The organism is Streptomyces sp. NBC_00239 (assembly GCF_036194065.1).
Taxonomy (GTDB): domain Bacteria; phylum Actinomycetota; class Actinomycetes; order Streptomycetales; family Streptomycetaceae; genus Streptomyces.
This window is the reverse complement of the sequence record NZ_CP108095.1, coordinates 6036935-6051562: the sequence shown is the minus strand read 5'-3', so window position 1 is coordinate 6051562 and position 14628 is coordinate 6036935. Positions and strand designations below refer to the sequence as shown.

Genomic DNA, 14628 nt, shown 5'->3' with positions numbered 1-14628 from the left:
CCGTCAGCCGGCCATGTTGTCGGCCATCTCCTCGGTCAGGTTCGACTCGGTGCCCGGGATGCCCAGGTCCTGGGCCCGCTTGTCGGCCATCGCGAGCAGCCGCCGGATCCGGCCGGCCACCGCGTCCTTGGTCAGCGGCGGGTCGGCGAGCGCGCCGAGCTCCTCCAGCGAGGCCTGCTTGTGCTCCATGCGGAGCCGGCCGGCCGCCGCGAGGTGCTCGGGCACCTCCTCGGCGAGGATCTCCAGGGCGCGCTGTACGCGGGCCCCGGCGGCCACGGCCGCCCGCGCCGAGCGGCGCAGGTTGGCGTCGTCGAAGTTGGCCAGCCGGTTGGCGGTGGCGCGGACCTCGCGCCGCATCCGCCGCTCCTCCCAGGCGAGCACCGACTCGTGCGCGCCGAGGCGGGTCAGCAGGGCGCCGATGGCGTCGCCGTCGCGGACCACCACCCGGTCCACCCCGCGCACCTCGCGGGCCTTGGCCGCGATGGAGAGCCGGCGGGCCGCGCCGACCAGCGCGAGTGCGGCCTCGGGACCCGGGCAGGTGACCTCCAGCGAGGAGGACCGGCCGGGCTCGGTGAGCGAGCCGTGCGCCAGGAACGCGCCGCGCCAGGCCGCCTCGGCATCGCAGGTGGCACCGGAGACCACCTGCGGGGGGAGACCCCGGATCGGGCGGCCGCGGCCGTCCACGAGGCCCGTCTGGCGGGCCAGCTGGTCGCCGCCCGCGACGACGCGGACCACGTAGCGGCTGCCGCGCCGCAGGCCGCCGGGGGCCATCACGACGAGGTCCGAGGAGTGTCCGAAGATCTCCAGGATGTCCTTGCGCAGCCGGCGCGCCGCGATCCCCGTGTCGAGTTCCGCCTCGATCACGATCCGGCCGCTCACCAGGTGCAGACCGCCCGCAAACCGAAGGATCGCCGAAACCTCCGCCTTCCTGCAGCAGGTCCGGGTGACGGGGAGCCGGGAGATCTCATCCTTCACCGCTGCCGTCATCGCCATGGGCCGATCCTTCCATGCATCCGAAAAATACGGTCGTACGCGGCGGCGAGCAGCTCCGGGTCGTGCTTCGCAGAGAAACCCCCGGAGCCGTCGGCCTGGGAGGTAACCCCAAGCCTGGCCGCAACCGGCGCCAGCTCGACCGCGGCGCCGAACCGCTTGGCGGCATCGGCGAGGGACTCGCGGTCGGGCACGGCAGCCTCGTCGGCCAGCACCACGTCCAGGGCGAGTTTAGGGGCGTGTCGGGCCAAAACCTCCAAATGACGCTGCGGAGAGAAGCCTTCTGTTTCCCCGGGCTGGGGAGCGAGGTTCAGCGACAGCACCCGGCGTGCCCGGGTCTCGACCAGCGCATCGAGCAGCTGGGGCACCAGCAGGTGCGGGATCACCGAGGAGAACCAGGAGCCCGGGCCGAGCACCACCCAGTCCGCGTCGAGCACCGCCTCGACCGCCTCCGGGACGGCCGGCGGGTCGTGCGGCACGACGTGCACGGACTGCACCTCGCCGGGCGTGAGCGCCACCGTGGCCTGCCCGCGGACGGTGTCCACGTCGTCCGGGCGAGCCGGATCGTGGCCCCGTACCAGCGCCTGCAGCTCCAGGGGCACCGCCGACATCGGCAGCACCCGGCCCTGCGCGCCCAGCAGCTTCCCGACCAGGTCGAGGGCGCTGACGTGGTCGCCGAGCTGCTCCCACAGGGCCACGATCAGCAGGTTGCCGACCGCGTGCCCGTGCATCTCGCCCTTGCTGGCGAAGCGGTGCTGGATGACCCGGGCCCAGGTCTGGCCCCAGTCGTCGTCGCCGCACAGCGCGGCCAGCGCCTTGCGCAGGTCGCCGGGGGGCAGGACGCCGAGCTCCTCGCGGAGCCGGCCGCTGGAGCCGCCGTCGTCGGCGACGGTGACCACTGCCGTCAGGTCGCCCGTGATCCGGCGCAGGGCCGCCAGGGACGCCGACAGGCCCATGCCGCCGCCGAGGGCGACGACCTTGGGCTGGGCGCCGCGCCTGCGGGCCGCCCGGGGCGCGGACTCGTCGCGCCCCGGGGTCAGCCGGCGCAGGCGGCGCAGCCGCAGGCTCCTGCCGGTCACTCGCGCCCCATGTCCCGGTGTACGACGACGGTCTCGACTCCCTCGGAGGCAAGGCGGGCGGCGAGCTTCTCGGACATGGCGACGCTGCGGTGCTTGCCGCCCGTGCAGCCGACCGCGATCGTCACGTACCGCTTGCCCTCGCGCCGGTAGCCCGCGGCGATGAGCTGGAGGAGCTCGGTGTAGCGGTCCAGGAACTCCTTGGAGCCGGGCTGGTCGAAGACGTAGTCCGACACCTCGGTGTTCAGGCCGGTGAAGGGGCGCAGCTCCGGGACCCAGTGCGGGTTCGGGATGAAGCGGCAGTCGACGACGAGGTCGGCGTCGACGGGCAGGCCGTACTTGTAGCCGAAGGACATGACGGTGGCCCGCAGCTCGGGCTCCTCGTCGCCGGCGAACTGGGCGTCCATCTTGGCGCGCAGCTCGTGCACGTTCAGGCTGGAGGTGTCGATGACCAGGTCGGCGTCGCCGCGCAGCTCGCGCAGCAGGTCGCGCTCGGCGGCGATGCCGTCGACGATGCGGCCGTCGCCCTGGAGGGGGTGCGGGCGGCGGACCGACTCGAAGCGGCGGACCAGCGCGTCCTCGGAGGACTCCAGGAAGACGATCCGCCGGGTCACCCCGCGGCTGTCGAGGTCGGAGAGGGACTCGCGGAGGTTGTCGAAGAAGCGGCGGCCGCGGACGTCGACGACGACGGCGATGCGCGCCACATTGCCCTGGGAGCGGGCGCCCAGCTCCACCATGGTGGGGATCAGCGCCGGGGGGAGGTTGTCGACGACGAACCAGCCGAGGTCCTCCAGGCACTTCGCGGCCGTACTGCGGCCGGCTCCGGACATGCCGGAGATGATCACCAGCTCGGGGATGGCCGCCTCGGCGGCCGCGGCTGCCTCCACGCTCGTGCCCGTACTCACCTGTGCTCCGTCTCGGTCGTGCACTGTTGCGTCGTGCTCGGTCATTGCCGGTTCCCCCGTTCGGACGAGCTCCCCGCGGGCGCGGGGGTCTCATCCTCAATGATCTCTCCTGTCGCCGTGTTGACGGCAGGGCCGGCGGGGACCGCCCGGGCGAGGGCCGCGGCCACGGTCTCGGCCGTCTTGCGGCCTATGCCGGGGACCTCGCAGATCTGGTCGATTGTCGCCTGTCTCAGTCTTTTCACCGAACCGAAGTGTTTGATCAAGGCTTGTTTGCGCGTCTCGCCCAGTCCCGGCACCGCGTCCAGCGGGCTCGCCTTGATCCGCTTGCCGCGCTTGCTGCGCTGGTACTGGATGGCGAACCGGTGCGCCTCGTCGCGCACCCGCTGGAGCAGGTAGAGGCCCTCGCTGGTGCGGGGCAGCACCACCGGGTCGTCCTCGCCGGGCAGCCAGACCTCTTCCAGCCGCTTGGCCAGGCCGCACACGGCGACGTCGGTGATCCCGAGCTCGTCGAGGGCCCGCTGGGCGGCCGCGACCTGCGGCTGCCCGCCGTCGACGACGACGAGCTGCGGCGGGTACGCGAAGCGGCGCGGCCTGCCCTCGTCGTCCCGGTCCTGCGGCACCTCGCCGTCCCCGTCCTCCGCGCCCCACTCCCCCGTACGCAGCTTCTCCTGGAGGTAGCGGCGGAAGCGGCGGGCGACGACCTCGTGCATGGAGCGGACGTCGTCCTGCCCCTCGCCGTGCCAGACCTGGGTGTCCCCGACCCGACCCTTGATCTGGAAGCGCCGGTACTCGCTCTTGCGGGCCAGGCCGTCCTCGAAGACGACCATGGACGCCACGACGTCGTCGCCCTGCAGGTGGGAGATGTCGAAACATTCGATGCGCAGCGGCGCGCCGTCCAGGTCCAGGGCCTCGGCGATCTCCTCCAGGGCCCGCGAGCGGGTGGTGAGGTCGGCGGCCCGCTTGGTCTTGTGCAGAACCAGGGACTGCTGGGCGTTGCGCCGGACCGTCTCCATCAGGTCCTTCTTGTCACCGCGCTGCGGGACCCGGAGGCTGACCTGCGCCCCGCGGCGGCCGCCGAGCCATTCGGCGACGGCGGGCGCGTCCTCGGGCAGCGCCGGGACGAGCACCTCCTTGGGGACGCCCTCGCCCTGCTCCTCGCCGTACAACTGCTGGAGGGCGTGTTCGACGAGGCCGGCGGTGTCGACGGCCTCGACCTTGTCGGTGATCCATCCGCGCTGGCCGCGGACCCGGCCGCCGCGGACGTGGAAGATCTGGACGGCGGCTTCGAGCTCGTCCTCGGCGAGAGCGAAGATGTCGGCGTCGGTGGCGTCGGCGAGGACGACCGCGTTCTTCTCCATGGCGCGGCGCAGCGCCCCTATGTCGTCGCGCAGCCGGGCCGCCTTCTCGTACTCCATCTCCTCCGCCGCCTCGTGCATGAGGCGTTCCAGGCGGGAGAGGTAGGTGCCGGTGCGGCCGGCCATGAAGTCGCAGAAGTCCTCGGCGAGTTCGCGGTGCTCCTCGGGGGTGACCCGGCCGACGCAGGGGGCCGAGCACTTGCCGATGTAGCCGAGCAGGCAGGGGCGGCCGATCTGGGCGGAGCGCTTGAACACCCCGGCAGAGCAGGTCCGCACGGGGAAGACGCGGAGCATCAGGTCGACGGTCTCGCGGATGGCCCAGGCGTGCCCGTACGGGCCGAAGTAGCGCACGCCCTTCTTCTTGGGGCCGCGCATGACCTGGACCCGCGGGTATTCCTCGTTCAGGGTGACGGCGAGGGAGGGATAGCTCTTGTCGTCCCGGTACTTGACGTTGAACCGGGGGTCGAACTCCTTGATCCACGAGTATTCGAGCTGGAGGGCCTCGACCTCGGTGGAGACGACGGTCCACTCGACGGAGGCGGCCGTGGTCACCATCGTGGCGGTGCGCGGGTGGAGTCCGGCGACGTCCTGGAAGTAGCTCGCCAGGCGCTGGCGCAGGCTCTTGGCCTTCCCGACGTAGATCACCCGGCGGTGCTCGTCGCGGAATTTGTACACCCCGGGGGTATCGGGGACCTGTCCCGCCTTGGGGCGGTAGCTGGAGGGGTCGGCCATGGCATCCACCCTACTGGCGGGGTGCGACAACCGGGCCTACCGGCGGGTGCGACAACCGGGCCCTGAGGCACGGCGACGACCGGGCCCGTCTGCCGGGCCCGGTCGTCTTCGTGCCGTGGTGCGCCGTGCCCGCTAGCCGCGGGCGGTGGCGGTCCGCCGGGTTCTGCGGAGCGCCAGGGCGCCCAGTGCGCCGAGGGCGAGTGCGCCTCCGGTGGCCCCGGCCGCCAGGGGTACGGCGGACGGGGAGTCCTGCGGGGCGGGCGCGGCTACCGTGGGGGCGTAGCCGCCGGCCTTGCCCGCCTTGGCGTAGGCGGAGCCGGGCAGTTTGCCCCCGTAGGCCTTCGCGACGCGGGTGCGGTACGCGGCCAGGGTGGTGCCGCGGGATCCGACCACGCGGACGGCGTCCTGGTCGAGCGGCAGGACCCGGGAGCCCTTGGCCACGTACCAGGCGTCGATCTGGGGCTCTCGGAAGACCGTGCCGCCGGGGAGCGTGCGGGCCCCCTGCGCGGCGTAGCGGAATTCGTCGTCGCCGGTGGCGATGTTCACCACCTGCCAGCCCCGGTCCGTCTTCGCCGTCCACAGGGCGGCGAGCTGGCCGTCCGAGGCGACCGCCTTGCTGACGAGGAACTCCAGCCGGGCCACCGGGGCGCCGGCCTTCCCCGCGACGAACTCGGGCGAGAGGTAGTGGACGGGCAGGGCCGCGCCCTCGATGCGGGGCCGGGCCGCGGTGAGCGCGACCTTGCCCTCGCGGGCGAAGAACCGGGACAGCGTCGACAGGGTGGCGGGTGCCGCGGCGGCCTCGTGGGCGGCGGCACGGCTGCCGGGGTCGGCGGACGGGGGCTGCGGGGTGACGGCCGAGGCCTGCGGGGCGAGGCCGAGCAGGGCCGCGGCGAGGACGGCGCCGAGGGTGGTGGCGCGCAGCCGCTTCGGGGTCGTGGAGGTCATCGCGGTCACGCCCCGATCCGGTAGAGCGAGTGGGTCCAGGAGAAGGAGCTGTTGTTGACGTACCAGGAGTGCGAGGCCCAGTTGTAGCGGTCGCTGGAGGGCCACGGGTCGCCCCAGTACACCCAGCTGTTGTCGGTGTCGTAGCCGTAGACGACGTGCATGTGCCCGCCGCCGGACGACCACTGGATGCGGGTCTCGATCGGGCGGTTGGCGTCGACCTCGGTCTGGACGGTGGAGTAGCGCAGCCAGCCGTTGACGTACGAGCCGGAGTTGATGCCCGCCCAGGCGAGGCCGGTCTGCACGTTGCCCAGGGTGGCCTGGTTGTTGGGGCAGTCGTAGCCCTGCTGGCGGTTGAAGGCGGCGTTGCAGAACTGGTTCTGGGTGTAGGTGCGGCCGAAGTAGGTGGCGATGGTGTTGCCGCTCGCGGCCCAGCACCAGTTGGTCTTCTGCTGGGCCTGCATCGTGATGCCGAGGCGCTTCCATATGTAGGCACCGGTCGGCGACTGTTCTGACTGCTGTACGTTGCCCGGCCCGGCGGCGGGCACGGCGGTTGCGGTGCCGACGGGCAGGGCGAGCAGCAAGGCGGTGACGACGGCGGCCAGGGTCAGCCGCCCCTTCGTGTGGCGCATCGCGTTCCTCCCGAGTGGGGATTTCGTGGGGATGGAGGAGCGCGTCCGGACGCTGTGGAGGAGCATCATGGTGTTGTCGCGACCAGGTCAACAGGCTTCAATACGCGGTGACATTGCAATGTGAATGGCGGAACGCCGGTGTGAACAGCTGACACCGCACCACCAGGTTCCCCGGCGTCACCGGCACGGATTCCCGCCTTCACTGCCACACCGCACGTGAACGTTCACAGAGGAGTCACCATGGGGCGGACCACCGGCCCGGCCCCGCTTGCCCCGGGCGCCGCACGAGCGTCGGAGGCCGTCGCCGGCCAGCTCGAACAGCTGCTGCTCGGGGGCCCCTTCCACCTCGCGCTGCGGGCCGCGCTCGCGGCCCGCGGCCTGCCGCTCCACCGGGTCCAGCACCGGCTCGCGGCACGCGGCATCAAGGTCGGGGTGACCAGCCTCAGTTACTGGCAGCAGGGGGCCCGGCGCCCGCAGCGCGCCGAGTCGCTCAAGGCGGTACGGGCCCTGGAGCAGATCCTGGAACTGCCCGAGGGCTCGCTCGTACGGCTGCTGGTCCCCGGCGGGCCGCCCCCGGAGGCGCCGCATCCGGCCCGCCCGACCGCCCGGCCGTACCGCGCGCTGGTCGCCGCGGGCGCCGCCGTCGAGGAGCTGCTGGCCGGGCTGGAGGTCCCCGCGGACGGCGGCCTGCACACGGTGGGCCACCACGAACGGGTCCGCATCGGGCCCGCCCGCGAACTCCTGGGCCGCGACTCCCAGCACGTGCTGCGCGCCCACCGGGACGGGGTCGACCGCTACCTGGCCATCCACCACGGCGATCCGGGGTGCGACCCGGCCCGGGTCGAGGTCCGCGCGCACGAGAACTGCCGTACCGGGCGGGTCCGCTGGGACCGCGACACCGGGGTGGTCGTCGCCGAGCTGCTCTTCGACGCCCGGCTGCGGGCCGGGGACACGTACGTCTTCGGCTACGGCTTCGAGGACGGCACCGGCGGGCACAGCGTCGAGTACCTGCGCGGCTTCAGCTATGCGGGCGGCCAGTACGTGCTCCAGGTCCGCTTCGACGAGGCGGCCCTGCCGGTGCGCTGCCGACGCTTCACGCAGAGCGCGCCGGGCGCCCCGCGCGCCGACCTCGCCGACCTCACGCCGAACGGCCGGCACCGCGCCGTCCACCTGCTCGAACAGGGCGTCCGGCGGGGCCTGGTCGGCATCGCGTGGGACTGGGACTGACCGCCCGGAGCCGGGCGCCGGGCGCCGGGCGCCGGGTGGTGCGGGGGTGCGGGGCGTTCGCCTGGGCGGGGTGGCGCTCGCGCGGGGGTCAGCCGGCGATGAGCTTGCCGCCCTCGGCCCGCACGGGCACCTCGGGCAGCGGGTCGGTGGCCGGGCCGCGCAGCACCTTGCCGGTGGCGACGTCGAAACGGCTGCCGTGGCAGGGGCAGTTGCCCTCGCCGTCCTCGATCTTGTCCAGGACGCAGCCCGCGTGGGTGCACTGGGCGCTGAAGGCCTTGTACCGGCCCTCCGCCGGGCAGCTCACGACCAGCTTGCGCTCCCGGAACAGCTTCGCGCCGCCCACCGGCACGTCGGCGGCGGCTCCCACCTCCACCGGCGCGGTCGGCGTCGCGGGGGTGCGGCCACCGCTGTTGCCCTCCGTGGAGCAGGCGGCGAGCGTCGCACCGGCGCCGGCCAGGGCTGCCCCCTTGAGGACGGTGCGGCGGGCGGCAGACTGCTCGGGCATGGCTTCTCCACGGTTCGGGGTGCGGGGATGTGGTTCCCGACGATACCGGGGGCCCCGGAGCGCGGTACCCCCGCATGGGATACCTTCCCCGCGTGATCGTCGTCGGCGGAGAAGCACTGATCGACCTGGTTCCCGCGGCCGGGGGAATGCTGCTGCCCCGGCCGGGCGGCGGACCGTACAACACCGCGCTCGCCCTGGGCCGGCTCGGCGCCCCGGCCGCCTTCTGCTCGCGGGTCTCCACGGACGGCTTCGGCGAGACCCTGCTCGCCGGGCTGCGGGCGGCGGGCGTGGACCTGTCACTGGTCGAACGCGGCCCGGAGCCCACCACCCTGGCCGTGGCCTCGGTCGGCGCCGACGGCTCCGCCGCGTACGGCTTCTACACCGAGGGCACCGCCGACCGGCTCTTCTCCCTGCCGGCCGCGCTGCCGCCCGCCGCCCGGGCGCTGGCCCTGGGCACCTGCTCCCTGGTGCTGGAGCCCGGGGCGAGCGCGTACGAGGCCCTGCTGCGCCGGGAGTCGGACCGCGGGCTGCTCACCCTGCTCGACCCGAACATCCGCCCGGCCCTGATCCCCGACCCGGCGGCCTACCGGGAGCGGTTCCTGTCCTGGCTGCCGTACGTCCGCGTGCTGAAGCTGTCCGAGGAGGACGCGCGGTGGCTGGGCGGCGGGACCGAGGCCTGGCTGGCGGCGGGCCCGTCCGCGGTCGTGGTCACCCGCGGCGCCGCGGGCCTGTCGGTGACGACCCGCGACGGCGAGCACCACAGCGTGCCGGGGTGCCGGGTGGAGGTGGCGGACACGATCGGGGCGGGCGACACCGTGAACGCGGCGCTGCTGCACCGGCTGACCGTCGAGCCCGGCGCGCCCGACTGGCCCGCCGTCCTCTCCTACGCCGCCCGAGCCGCCGCCCTCACCTGCACCCACCCGGGCGCCACCCCGCCCTACGCGTCGGAGCTGTAACCCCACGCCTCCAGCCCCGCCGGCCGGCCTTGGCCCCCTCCGGCTTCGCCGACGCCCTGAGGGGCAACTCCAGCCCCTCCGGCGTTTGAGGAGCGGGTCCGGGCGGAGCCCGGTGCCCGGCGCCAGCCGGGTTGTTCGTTGGGGCTCCGCCCCAAACCCCGCGCCTCAAACGCCGGCGAGGCTGGAGGTGGCGCCTCAGGGTGCCGGCGGGGCTGGAGCGGGCTCTGCCCAGGCCCGCGCCTCAAACGCCGGCGAGGCTGGGAATTGCGCCCCAGGGCACTGACGAGGCTGGGGCGGGCCCCGCCCGAGGTCCCCGCCTCGTCGGCGCCGGGGGTCAGGCCTTGCGGGTGCGTGCCGGCTTGGCCGCAGCCGTCTTGGCGACCGCCTTCTTCGCCGCGGCCTTCTTCGCCGCCGGCACCACCGCCTCGTCCGCAGCCGCCTTCGCCGCCTTGGCGGCGGACGTCTTGGCGGCGGACGTCTTGGCGGCCGCGCCGCCCTTGGCCGCCGTCTTCCTCGCAGCGCTCCGCGCAGCCGGCTTCCGCGCGGCCGGTACCGACGCCGCGTCGCTGACCCGGTCCGCTCCCAGGATGTCCCGCAGGAACTTGCCGGTGTGGCTGTCGCCGACCGACGCGACCTGCTCGGGCGTGCCCTCGGCCACCACCAGGCCGCCGCCGTAACCGCCTTCGGGGCCCATGTCGATGACCCAGTCCGCGGTCTTGATGACGTCCAGGTTGTGCTCGATGACGATCACCGAGTTGCCCTTGTCGACCAGCCCGGACAGCACCTTGATCAGCTTCGAGATGTCCTCGAAGTGCAGGCCCGTCGTCGGCTCGTCCAGGACGTACACCGTCCGGCCCGTGGAGCGCTTCTGCAGTTCGGAGGCCAGCTTCACGCGCTGCGCCTCGCCGCCGGAGAGGGTGGGCGCGGACTGCCCCAGGCGCACGTACCCGAGGCCGACCTCGTGCAGGGTGCGCAGGTGGCGGGCGATGGTCGGCACCGCCTCGAAGAAGCCGAGGGCCTCTTCGATCGGCATGTCCAGGACCTCGGCGATGGACTTGCCCTTGTAGTGGACTTCCAGGGTCTCGCGGTTGTAGCGCGCGCCGTGGCAGACCTCGCACGGCACGTACACGTCCGGCAGGAAGTTCATCTCGATCTTGATCGTGCCGTCGCCGGAGCAGTTCTCGCAGCGGCCGCCCTTCACGTTGAAGGAGAAGCGGCCGGGCAGGTAGCCCCGGACCTTCGCCTCCATCGTCTCCGCGAACAGCTTGCGCACGTGGTCGAAGACGCCCGTGTACGTGGCCGGGTTGGAGCGCGGGGTGCGGCCGATCGGCGACTGGTCCACGTGCACGACCTTGTCGACCAGGTCGTCGCCGTCGACCCGGGTGTGCCGGCCGGGCACCGACCGGGCACCGTTCAGCTCGCGCGCCAGGTGGGTGTACAGGATGTCGTTGACCAGGGTCGACTTGCCCGAGCCGGAGACGCCGGTGACGGCGGTGAGCACGCCCAGCGGGAAGGACACGTCGATGTCCTGGAGGTTGTTCTCGCGCGCGCCGTGGACGGTCAGCTTGCGCTCGCCGTCCACCGGCCGCCGGGTGTCCGGCAGCGCGATCGACTTCTTCCCGGACAGGTACTGCCCGGTCATCGACTCCTCGTTGGCCAGGAGCTCCTTCAGCGAGCCGCTGTGCACGACCTTGCCGCCGTGCTCGCCGGCGCCGGGGCCGATGTCCACGATCCAGTCGGCCACCTTGATGGTGTCCTCGTCGTGCTCGACGACGATCAGGGTGTTGCCCATGTCGCGCAGCCGCACCAGCGTCTCGATCAGCCGGTGGTTGTCGCGCTGGTGCAGGCCGATGGACGGCTCGTCCAGTACGTACAGCACGCCGACCAGGCCGGAGCCGATCTGCGTGGCCAGCCGGATCCGCTGGGCCTCGCCGCCGGACAGGGTGCCGGCGGCCCGGCTGAGCGACAGGTAGTCGAGGCCGACGTCGACGAGGAAGCGCAGCCGCTCGTTGACCTCCTTCAGCACCCGCTCGGCGATCTTCTTGTCGCGGGCGTCCAGGCGCAGCCGGCCGAGGAAGTCGGCGCACTCGCTGATCGACATCGCCGACACCTCGGCGATGGACTTCTCCATCACCGTGACGGCCAGCACGATCGGCTTGAGGCGGCTGCCCTCGCAGGTCGGGCAGGGCACCTCGCGCATGTAGCCCTCGAAGCGCTCGCGGCTGGAGTCGCTCTCCGCCTCGGAGTGGCGCCGCTTGACGAACGGCACCGCGCCCTCGAAGGCGGTGGTGTAGGCGCGCTCCCGGCCGTAACGGTTGCGGTAGCGGACCTGGATCTGGGTCTTGTGCCCGTACAGCAGCGCCTTCCGGGCGCGCTGCGGCAGGCCCGCCCACGGGATGTCCGTACGGAAGCCCAGCTCGTCGGCGAGCGCGCCGATCAGGCGCTGGAAGTAGTCCTTGGTGTGTCCCAGGGACCAGGGCGAGACCGCGCCCTCGTCGAGGCTCTTGTCCTCGTCCGGGATGATCAGCTCGGGGTCGACCTCCATGCGGGTGCCGATGCCGGTGCAGTCCGGGCACGCGCCGAAGGGCGAGTTGAAGGAGAAGGACCGCGGCTCCATCTCCTCGAACGACAGGTCGTCGTACGGGCAGTAGAGGTGCTCGGAGAACATCCGCTCGCGCTCGGGGTCGTCCTCCGCGAGGTCCACGAAGTCGAGGATGACCATGCCGCCGGACAGCCCGAGGGCGGTCTCCACCGAGTCCGTCAGGCGGCGCTTGGCGCTGTCCTTGACGGTGAGGCGGTCGACGACCACCTCGATGGTGTGCTTCTCCTGCTTCTTCAGCACGGGCGGCTCGGAGAGCTGGATCGTCTCGCCGTCGACCCGGGCCCGGCTGTAGCCCTTGGTCTGGAGGTCGGCGAAGAGGTCCACGAACTCGCCCTTGCGCTCGCGCACCAGCGGCGAGAGCACCTGGAACCGGCTGCCCTCGGGCAGGGCGAGCACCTTGTCGACGATGGCCTGCGGCGACTGGCGGGAGATCGGGCGCCGGCACTCGGGGCAGTGCGGCTTGCCGATGCGCGCGAAGAGCAGGCGGAGGTAGTCGTAGACCTCGGTGATGGTGCCGACCGTGGAGCGCGGATTGCGCGAGGTCGACTTCTGGTCGATCGAGACGGCCGGGGACAGCCCCTCGATGAAGTCGACGTCGGGCTTGTCCATCTGGCCGAGGAACTGCCGGGCGTACGAGGACAGCGACTCGACGTAGCGGCGCTGCCCCTCCGCGAAGATCGTGTCGAACGCGAGGGAGGACTTGCCCGACCCCGAGAGCCCGGTGAAGACGATGAGTGAGTCGCGGGGCAGGTCGAGCGAGACGTTCTTGAGATTGTGCTCGCGAGCGCCGCGGACGATGAGACGGTCGGTCACGCCGGTCCGCACCTTTCTTGAGAGAGCGGGGGACGGGTCCCCTGTCCCAGGGTATGGGGGCGGCCACACCAGTGCGCCGCGGTGAGGATTCCGAGCTTATAGCACGCGCATTCGATTTGCGGCGGTCGGAAGGCTCCTTCACCCGAAGGAGTGGCGGAGCTATCGTCGGGCGCATGAACGATCACGTACATGACCTGGCGCTCCTCGGCTCGGCGACCGACCGTCTGCTGGCCTCGCTCGCCACACTCGACAACGCGGCACTGGCCGAGGCGTCACGCCTGCCCGGCTGGAGCCGCGGCCACGTCCTGGCCCACCTCTCCCGCAACGCGGACGCACTCGTCAACGTGTTCGAGGGCCGTCCGATGTACGCGAGCGCCGACGCCCGCGACGGCGACATCGAGCGCGACGCGCCCCGGACCCTCGACGCGCAGATCACCGACCTGCGCGAGAGCACGGCCCGTTTCCTGGCCACCACCGAGCCGGCCCAGGACTGGTCCCGGACCGTGGAGCTGCGCAACGGCGTCAAGGACGCCGCCGCGAACATCCCGTTCCGCCGCCTCATCGAGGTCGAGCTGCACCACGTCGACCTCAACGTCGGCTACGAGCTGGAAGACCTGCCCGACGAGTTCACGCAGCGGGAGATCACCTTCCTCGCCGACCGCTGGTCCGGCCGCCCCGAGGTGCCCCCGGTGACCCTCGTACTCGGGGACGGGGACGGGGACGGGGACCCCACCTGGCACACCGGCGGCACCCAGGGCGCTCCCGTGACCCTGAACGGCACCGGCGCCCAGCTGCTCGGCTGGCTGGCCGGCCGCGGCGACAAGGGCGCCCACCTGACCGTCACCGGCGGCGACCTCCCCACCCTGCCCCCGCTCTAGACCGTCTCTTCCGGATCTTGTAGAGACGACCTGGGCCACGACGAATTAGGCTGCCGACATGACATACAGCGGAGCGGTGAAGGTTGGCGGGCCGGCGGACGTGCACGAGCTCGCGGACCTGATGATTTCCAAGGTCGCGGTCGGCCCGATGGACAACAACGCGTACCTGCTGCGCTGCCGGGCGACCGGCGAGCAGCTGCTGATCGACGCGGCCGCCGAGGCGCACACCCTGCTCGCGCTCATCGGGGACGACGGCATCGCCTCCGTGGTCACCACGCACCGCCACGGCGACCACTGGGGCGCGCTGCAGGAGGTCGTCGACGCGACCGGGGCGCGGACGTACGCGGGCCGCGACGACGTCGAGGGCATCCCGGTGCCCACGGACGTGCCGGTGGGCGACGGCGACACGATCCGGGTCGGCCGGGTCGAACTGACCGCGCGGCACCTGGTCGGCCACACCCCCGGCTCGATCGCCCTCGTCTACGACGACCCGCACGGACACCCCCACGTGTTCACCGGCGACTGCCTCTTCCCGGGCGGGGTCGGCAACACCCATGACGACCGCGACGCCTTCACGAGCCTGCTCGACGGGGTCGAGGCCAAGCTGTTCGGCGCGCTGCCGGACGAGAGCTGGGTCTACCCGGGACACGGCGGCGACACCACGCTCGGTGCCGAGCGCCCGCACCTCGCGGAGTGGCGCGAGCGCGGCTGGTAGCGGATCCCGGCCTGCCCTCCCACCCGTGATCCGGGCCGGAGGGCAGGTCACGGGCCGTCCCTCGGCTCCCGGGGCCGCGCCCGTACGTCAACACCGCACCGCCGGGAACTCGTTCGGGTCGAGCACCCCGGGACCACGCTCCGTGACGACCCCGGGCCGGGTAGACGGAGCCCCATGCAAGAACCCCACGCCTCGACCCCGCCCCCGGACCTCGAACCCCTCACGGCCCCGGCTCCCACCACCGGTCCGGCTCCAGAGCCCCCTGCCACCCGGCTCGACGGCAGCCCCCAGCCTCGTCCG

The 14628-nt window shown here is 72.8% G+C and carries 12 protein-coding genes; 4 read left to right on the top strand and 8 right to left on the bottom strand.

Going from position 1 to position 14628, the window contains the following annotated elements; all coding sequences use genetic code 11:
* Window positions 1-3: 3 nt before the first annotated feature.
* The 6 genes from whiA to OG764_RS26545 form a co-directional block, all read right to left on the bottom strand.
* On the bottom strand, window positions 4-993 hold the full coding sequence (gene whiA, locus OG764_RS26570; protein WP_328970948.1) for a DNA-binding protein WhiA: 990 nt from the start codon (window positions 991-993) through the stop codon (window positions 4-6).
* Window positions 984-2069 carry a gluconeogenesis factor YvcK family protein gene (locus OG764_RS26565; RefSeq protein WP_328970947.1) on the bottom strand — a complete coding sequence of 362 codons (1086 nt, stop codon included), beginning with the start codon at window positions 2067-2069 and terminating at the stop codon, window positions 984-986. Before OG764_RS26565 ends, whiA begins: the two co-directional genes overlap by 10 nt.
* Window positions 2066-3016 carry an RNase adapter RapZ gene (rapZ, locus tag OG764_RS26560; RefSeq protein WP_328970946.1) on the bottom strand — a complete coding sequence of 317 codons (951 nt, stop codon included), beginning with the start codon at window positions 3014-3016 and terminating at the stop codon, window positions 2066-2068. Before rapZ ends, OG764_RS26565 begins: the two co-directional genes overlap by 4 nt.
* Window positions 3013-5058 (bottom strand): excinuclease ABC subunit UvrC, encoded by a 2046-nt coding sequence (uvrC, locus tag OG764_RS26555; RefSeq protein ID WP_328970945.1) that lies wholly within the window; start codon window positions 5056-5058, stop codon window positions 3013-3015. Before uvrC ends, rapZ begins: the two co-directional genes overlap by 4 nt.
* Window positions 5059-5190: 132 nt before the next feature.
* Window positions 5191-6003 carry a hypothetical protein gene (locus OG764_RS26550; RefSeq protein WP_328973177.1) on the bottom strand — a complete coding sequence of 271 codons (813 nt, stop codon included), beginning with the start codon at window positions 6001-6003 and terminating at the stop codon, window positions 5191-5193.
* Window positions 6004-6008: 5 nt separating this feature from the next.
* Window positions 6009-6632, bottom strand: a complete 624-nt coding sequence (locus tag OG764_RS26545) for a papain-like cysteine protease family protein (protein WP_328970944.1) — start codon at window positions 6630-6632, stop codon at window positions 6009-6011.
* A 240-nt stretch (window positions 6633-6872) separates the two neighbouring features.
* Here OG764_RS26545 and OG764_RS26540 point away from each other — a divergent pair, with 240 nt between their 5' ends.
* Window positions 6873-7859, top strand: coding sequence for a hypothetical protein (locus OG764_RS26540; RefSeq protein WP_328970943.1), 987 nt, complete (start codon window positions 6873-6875; stop codon window positions 7857-7859).
* 88 nt (window positions 7860-7947) lie between these two features.
* On the opposite strand, the gene OG764_RS26535 is transcribed toward OG764_RS26540, so the two are convergent.
* Window positions 7948-8364, bottom strand: coding sequence for a Rieske (2Fe-2S) protein (locus tag OG764_RS26535; protein WP_328970942.1), 417 nt, complete (start codon window positions 8362-8364; stop codon window positions 7948-7950).
* A gap of 92 nt (window positions 8365-8456) precedes the next feature.
* Here OG764_RS26535 and OG764_RS26530 point away from each other — a divergent pair, with 92 nt between their 5' ends.
* Window positions 8457-9320 (top strand): carbohydrate kinase family protein, encoded by an 864-nt coding sequence (locus OG764_RS26530; RefSeq protein WP_328973176.1) that lies wholly within the window; start codon window positions 8457-8459, stop codon window positions 9318-9320.
* A gap of 334 nt (window positions 9321-9654) precedes the next feature.
* Here the strand turns inward: OG764_RS26530 and uvrA are convergent, their stop codons facing one another.
* Window positions 9655-12735, bottom strand: a complete 3081-nt coding sequence (gene uvrA / locus OG764_RS26525) for an excinuclease ABC subunit UvrA (RefSeq protein WP_328970941.1) — start codon at window positions 12733-12735, stop codon at window positions 9655-9657.
* A 173-nt stretch (window positions 12736-12908) separates the two neighbouring features.
* Between uvrA and OG764_RS26520 the strand changes: the two genes are divergently transcribed.
* Entirely contained in the window at window positions 12909-13613 is a 705-nt protein-coding gene (locus OG764_RS26520) for a maleylpyruvate isomerase family mycothiol-dependent enzyme (protein WP_328970940.1), read from the top strand.
* A gap of 58 nt (window positions 13614-13671) precedes the next feature.
* Entirely contained in the window at window positions 13672-14328 is a 657-nt protein-coding gene (locus tag OG764_RS26515) for an MBL fold metallo-hydrolase (protein ID WP_328970939.1), read from the top strand.
* The last annotated feature ends 300 nt before the right edge of the window (window positions 14329-14628 follow it).

Bases quoted from the DNA above. Each gene is read 5' to 3' on its own strand.
- whiA (WP_328970948.1), bottom strand. From the start codon at position 993: ATGGCGATGACGGCAGCGGTGAAGGATGAGATCTCCCGGCTCCCCGTC.
- rapZ (WP_328970946.1), bottom strand. From the start codon at position 3,016: ATGACCGAGCACGACGCAACAGTGCACGACCGAGACGGAGCACAGGTG.
- uvrC (WP_328970945.1), bottom strand. From the start codon at position 5,058: ATGGCCGACCCCTCCAGCTACCGCCCCAAGGCGGGACAGGTCCCCGAT.
- OG764_RS26550 (WP_328973177.1), bottom strand. From the start codon at position 6,003: ATGACCTCCACGACCCCGAAGCGGCTGCGCGCCACCACCCTCGGCGCC.
- OG764_RS26545 (WP_328970944.1), bottom strand. From the start codon at position 6,632: ATGCGCCACACGAAGGGGCGGCTGACCCTGGCCGCCGTCGTCACCGCC.
- OG764_RS26540 (WP_328970943.1), top strand. From the start codon at position 6,873: ATGGGGCGGACCACCGGCCCGGCCCCGCTTGCCCCGGGCGCCGCACGA.
- OG764_RS26535 (WP_328970942.1), bottom strand. From the start codon at position 8,364: ATGCCCGAGCAGTCTGCCGCCCGCCGCACCGTCCTCAAGGGGGCAGCC.
- OG764_RS26520 (WP_328970940.1), top strand. From the start codon at position 12,909: ATGAACGATCACGTACATGACCTGGCGCTCCTCGGCTCGGCGACCGAC.
- OG764_RS26515 (WP_328970939.1), top strand. From the start codon at position 13,672: ATGACATACAGCGGAGCGGTGAAGGTTGGCGGGCCGGCGGACGTGCAC.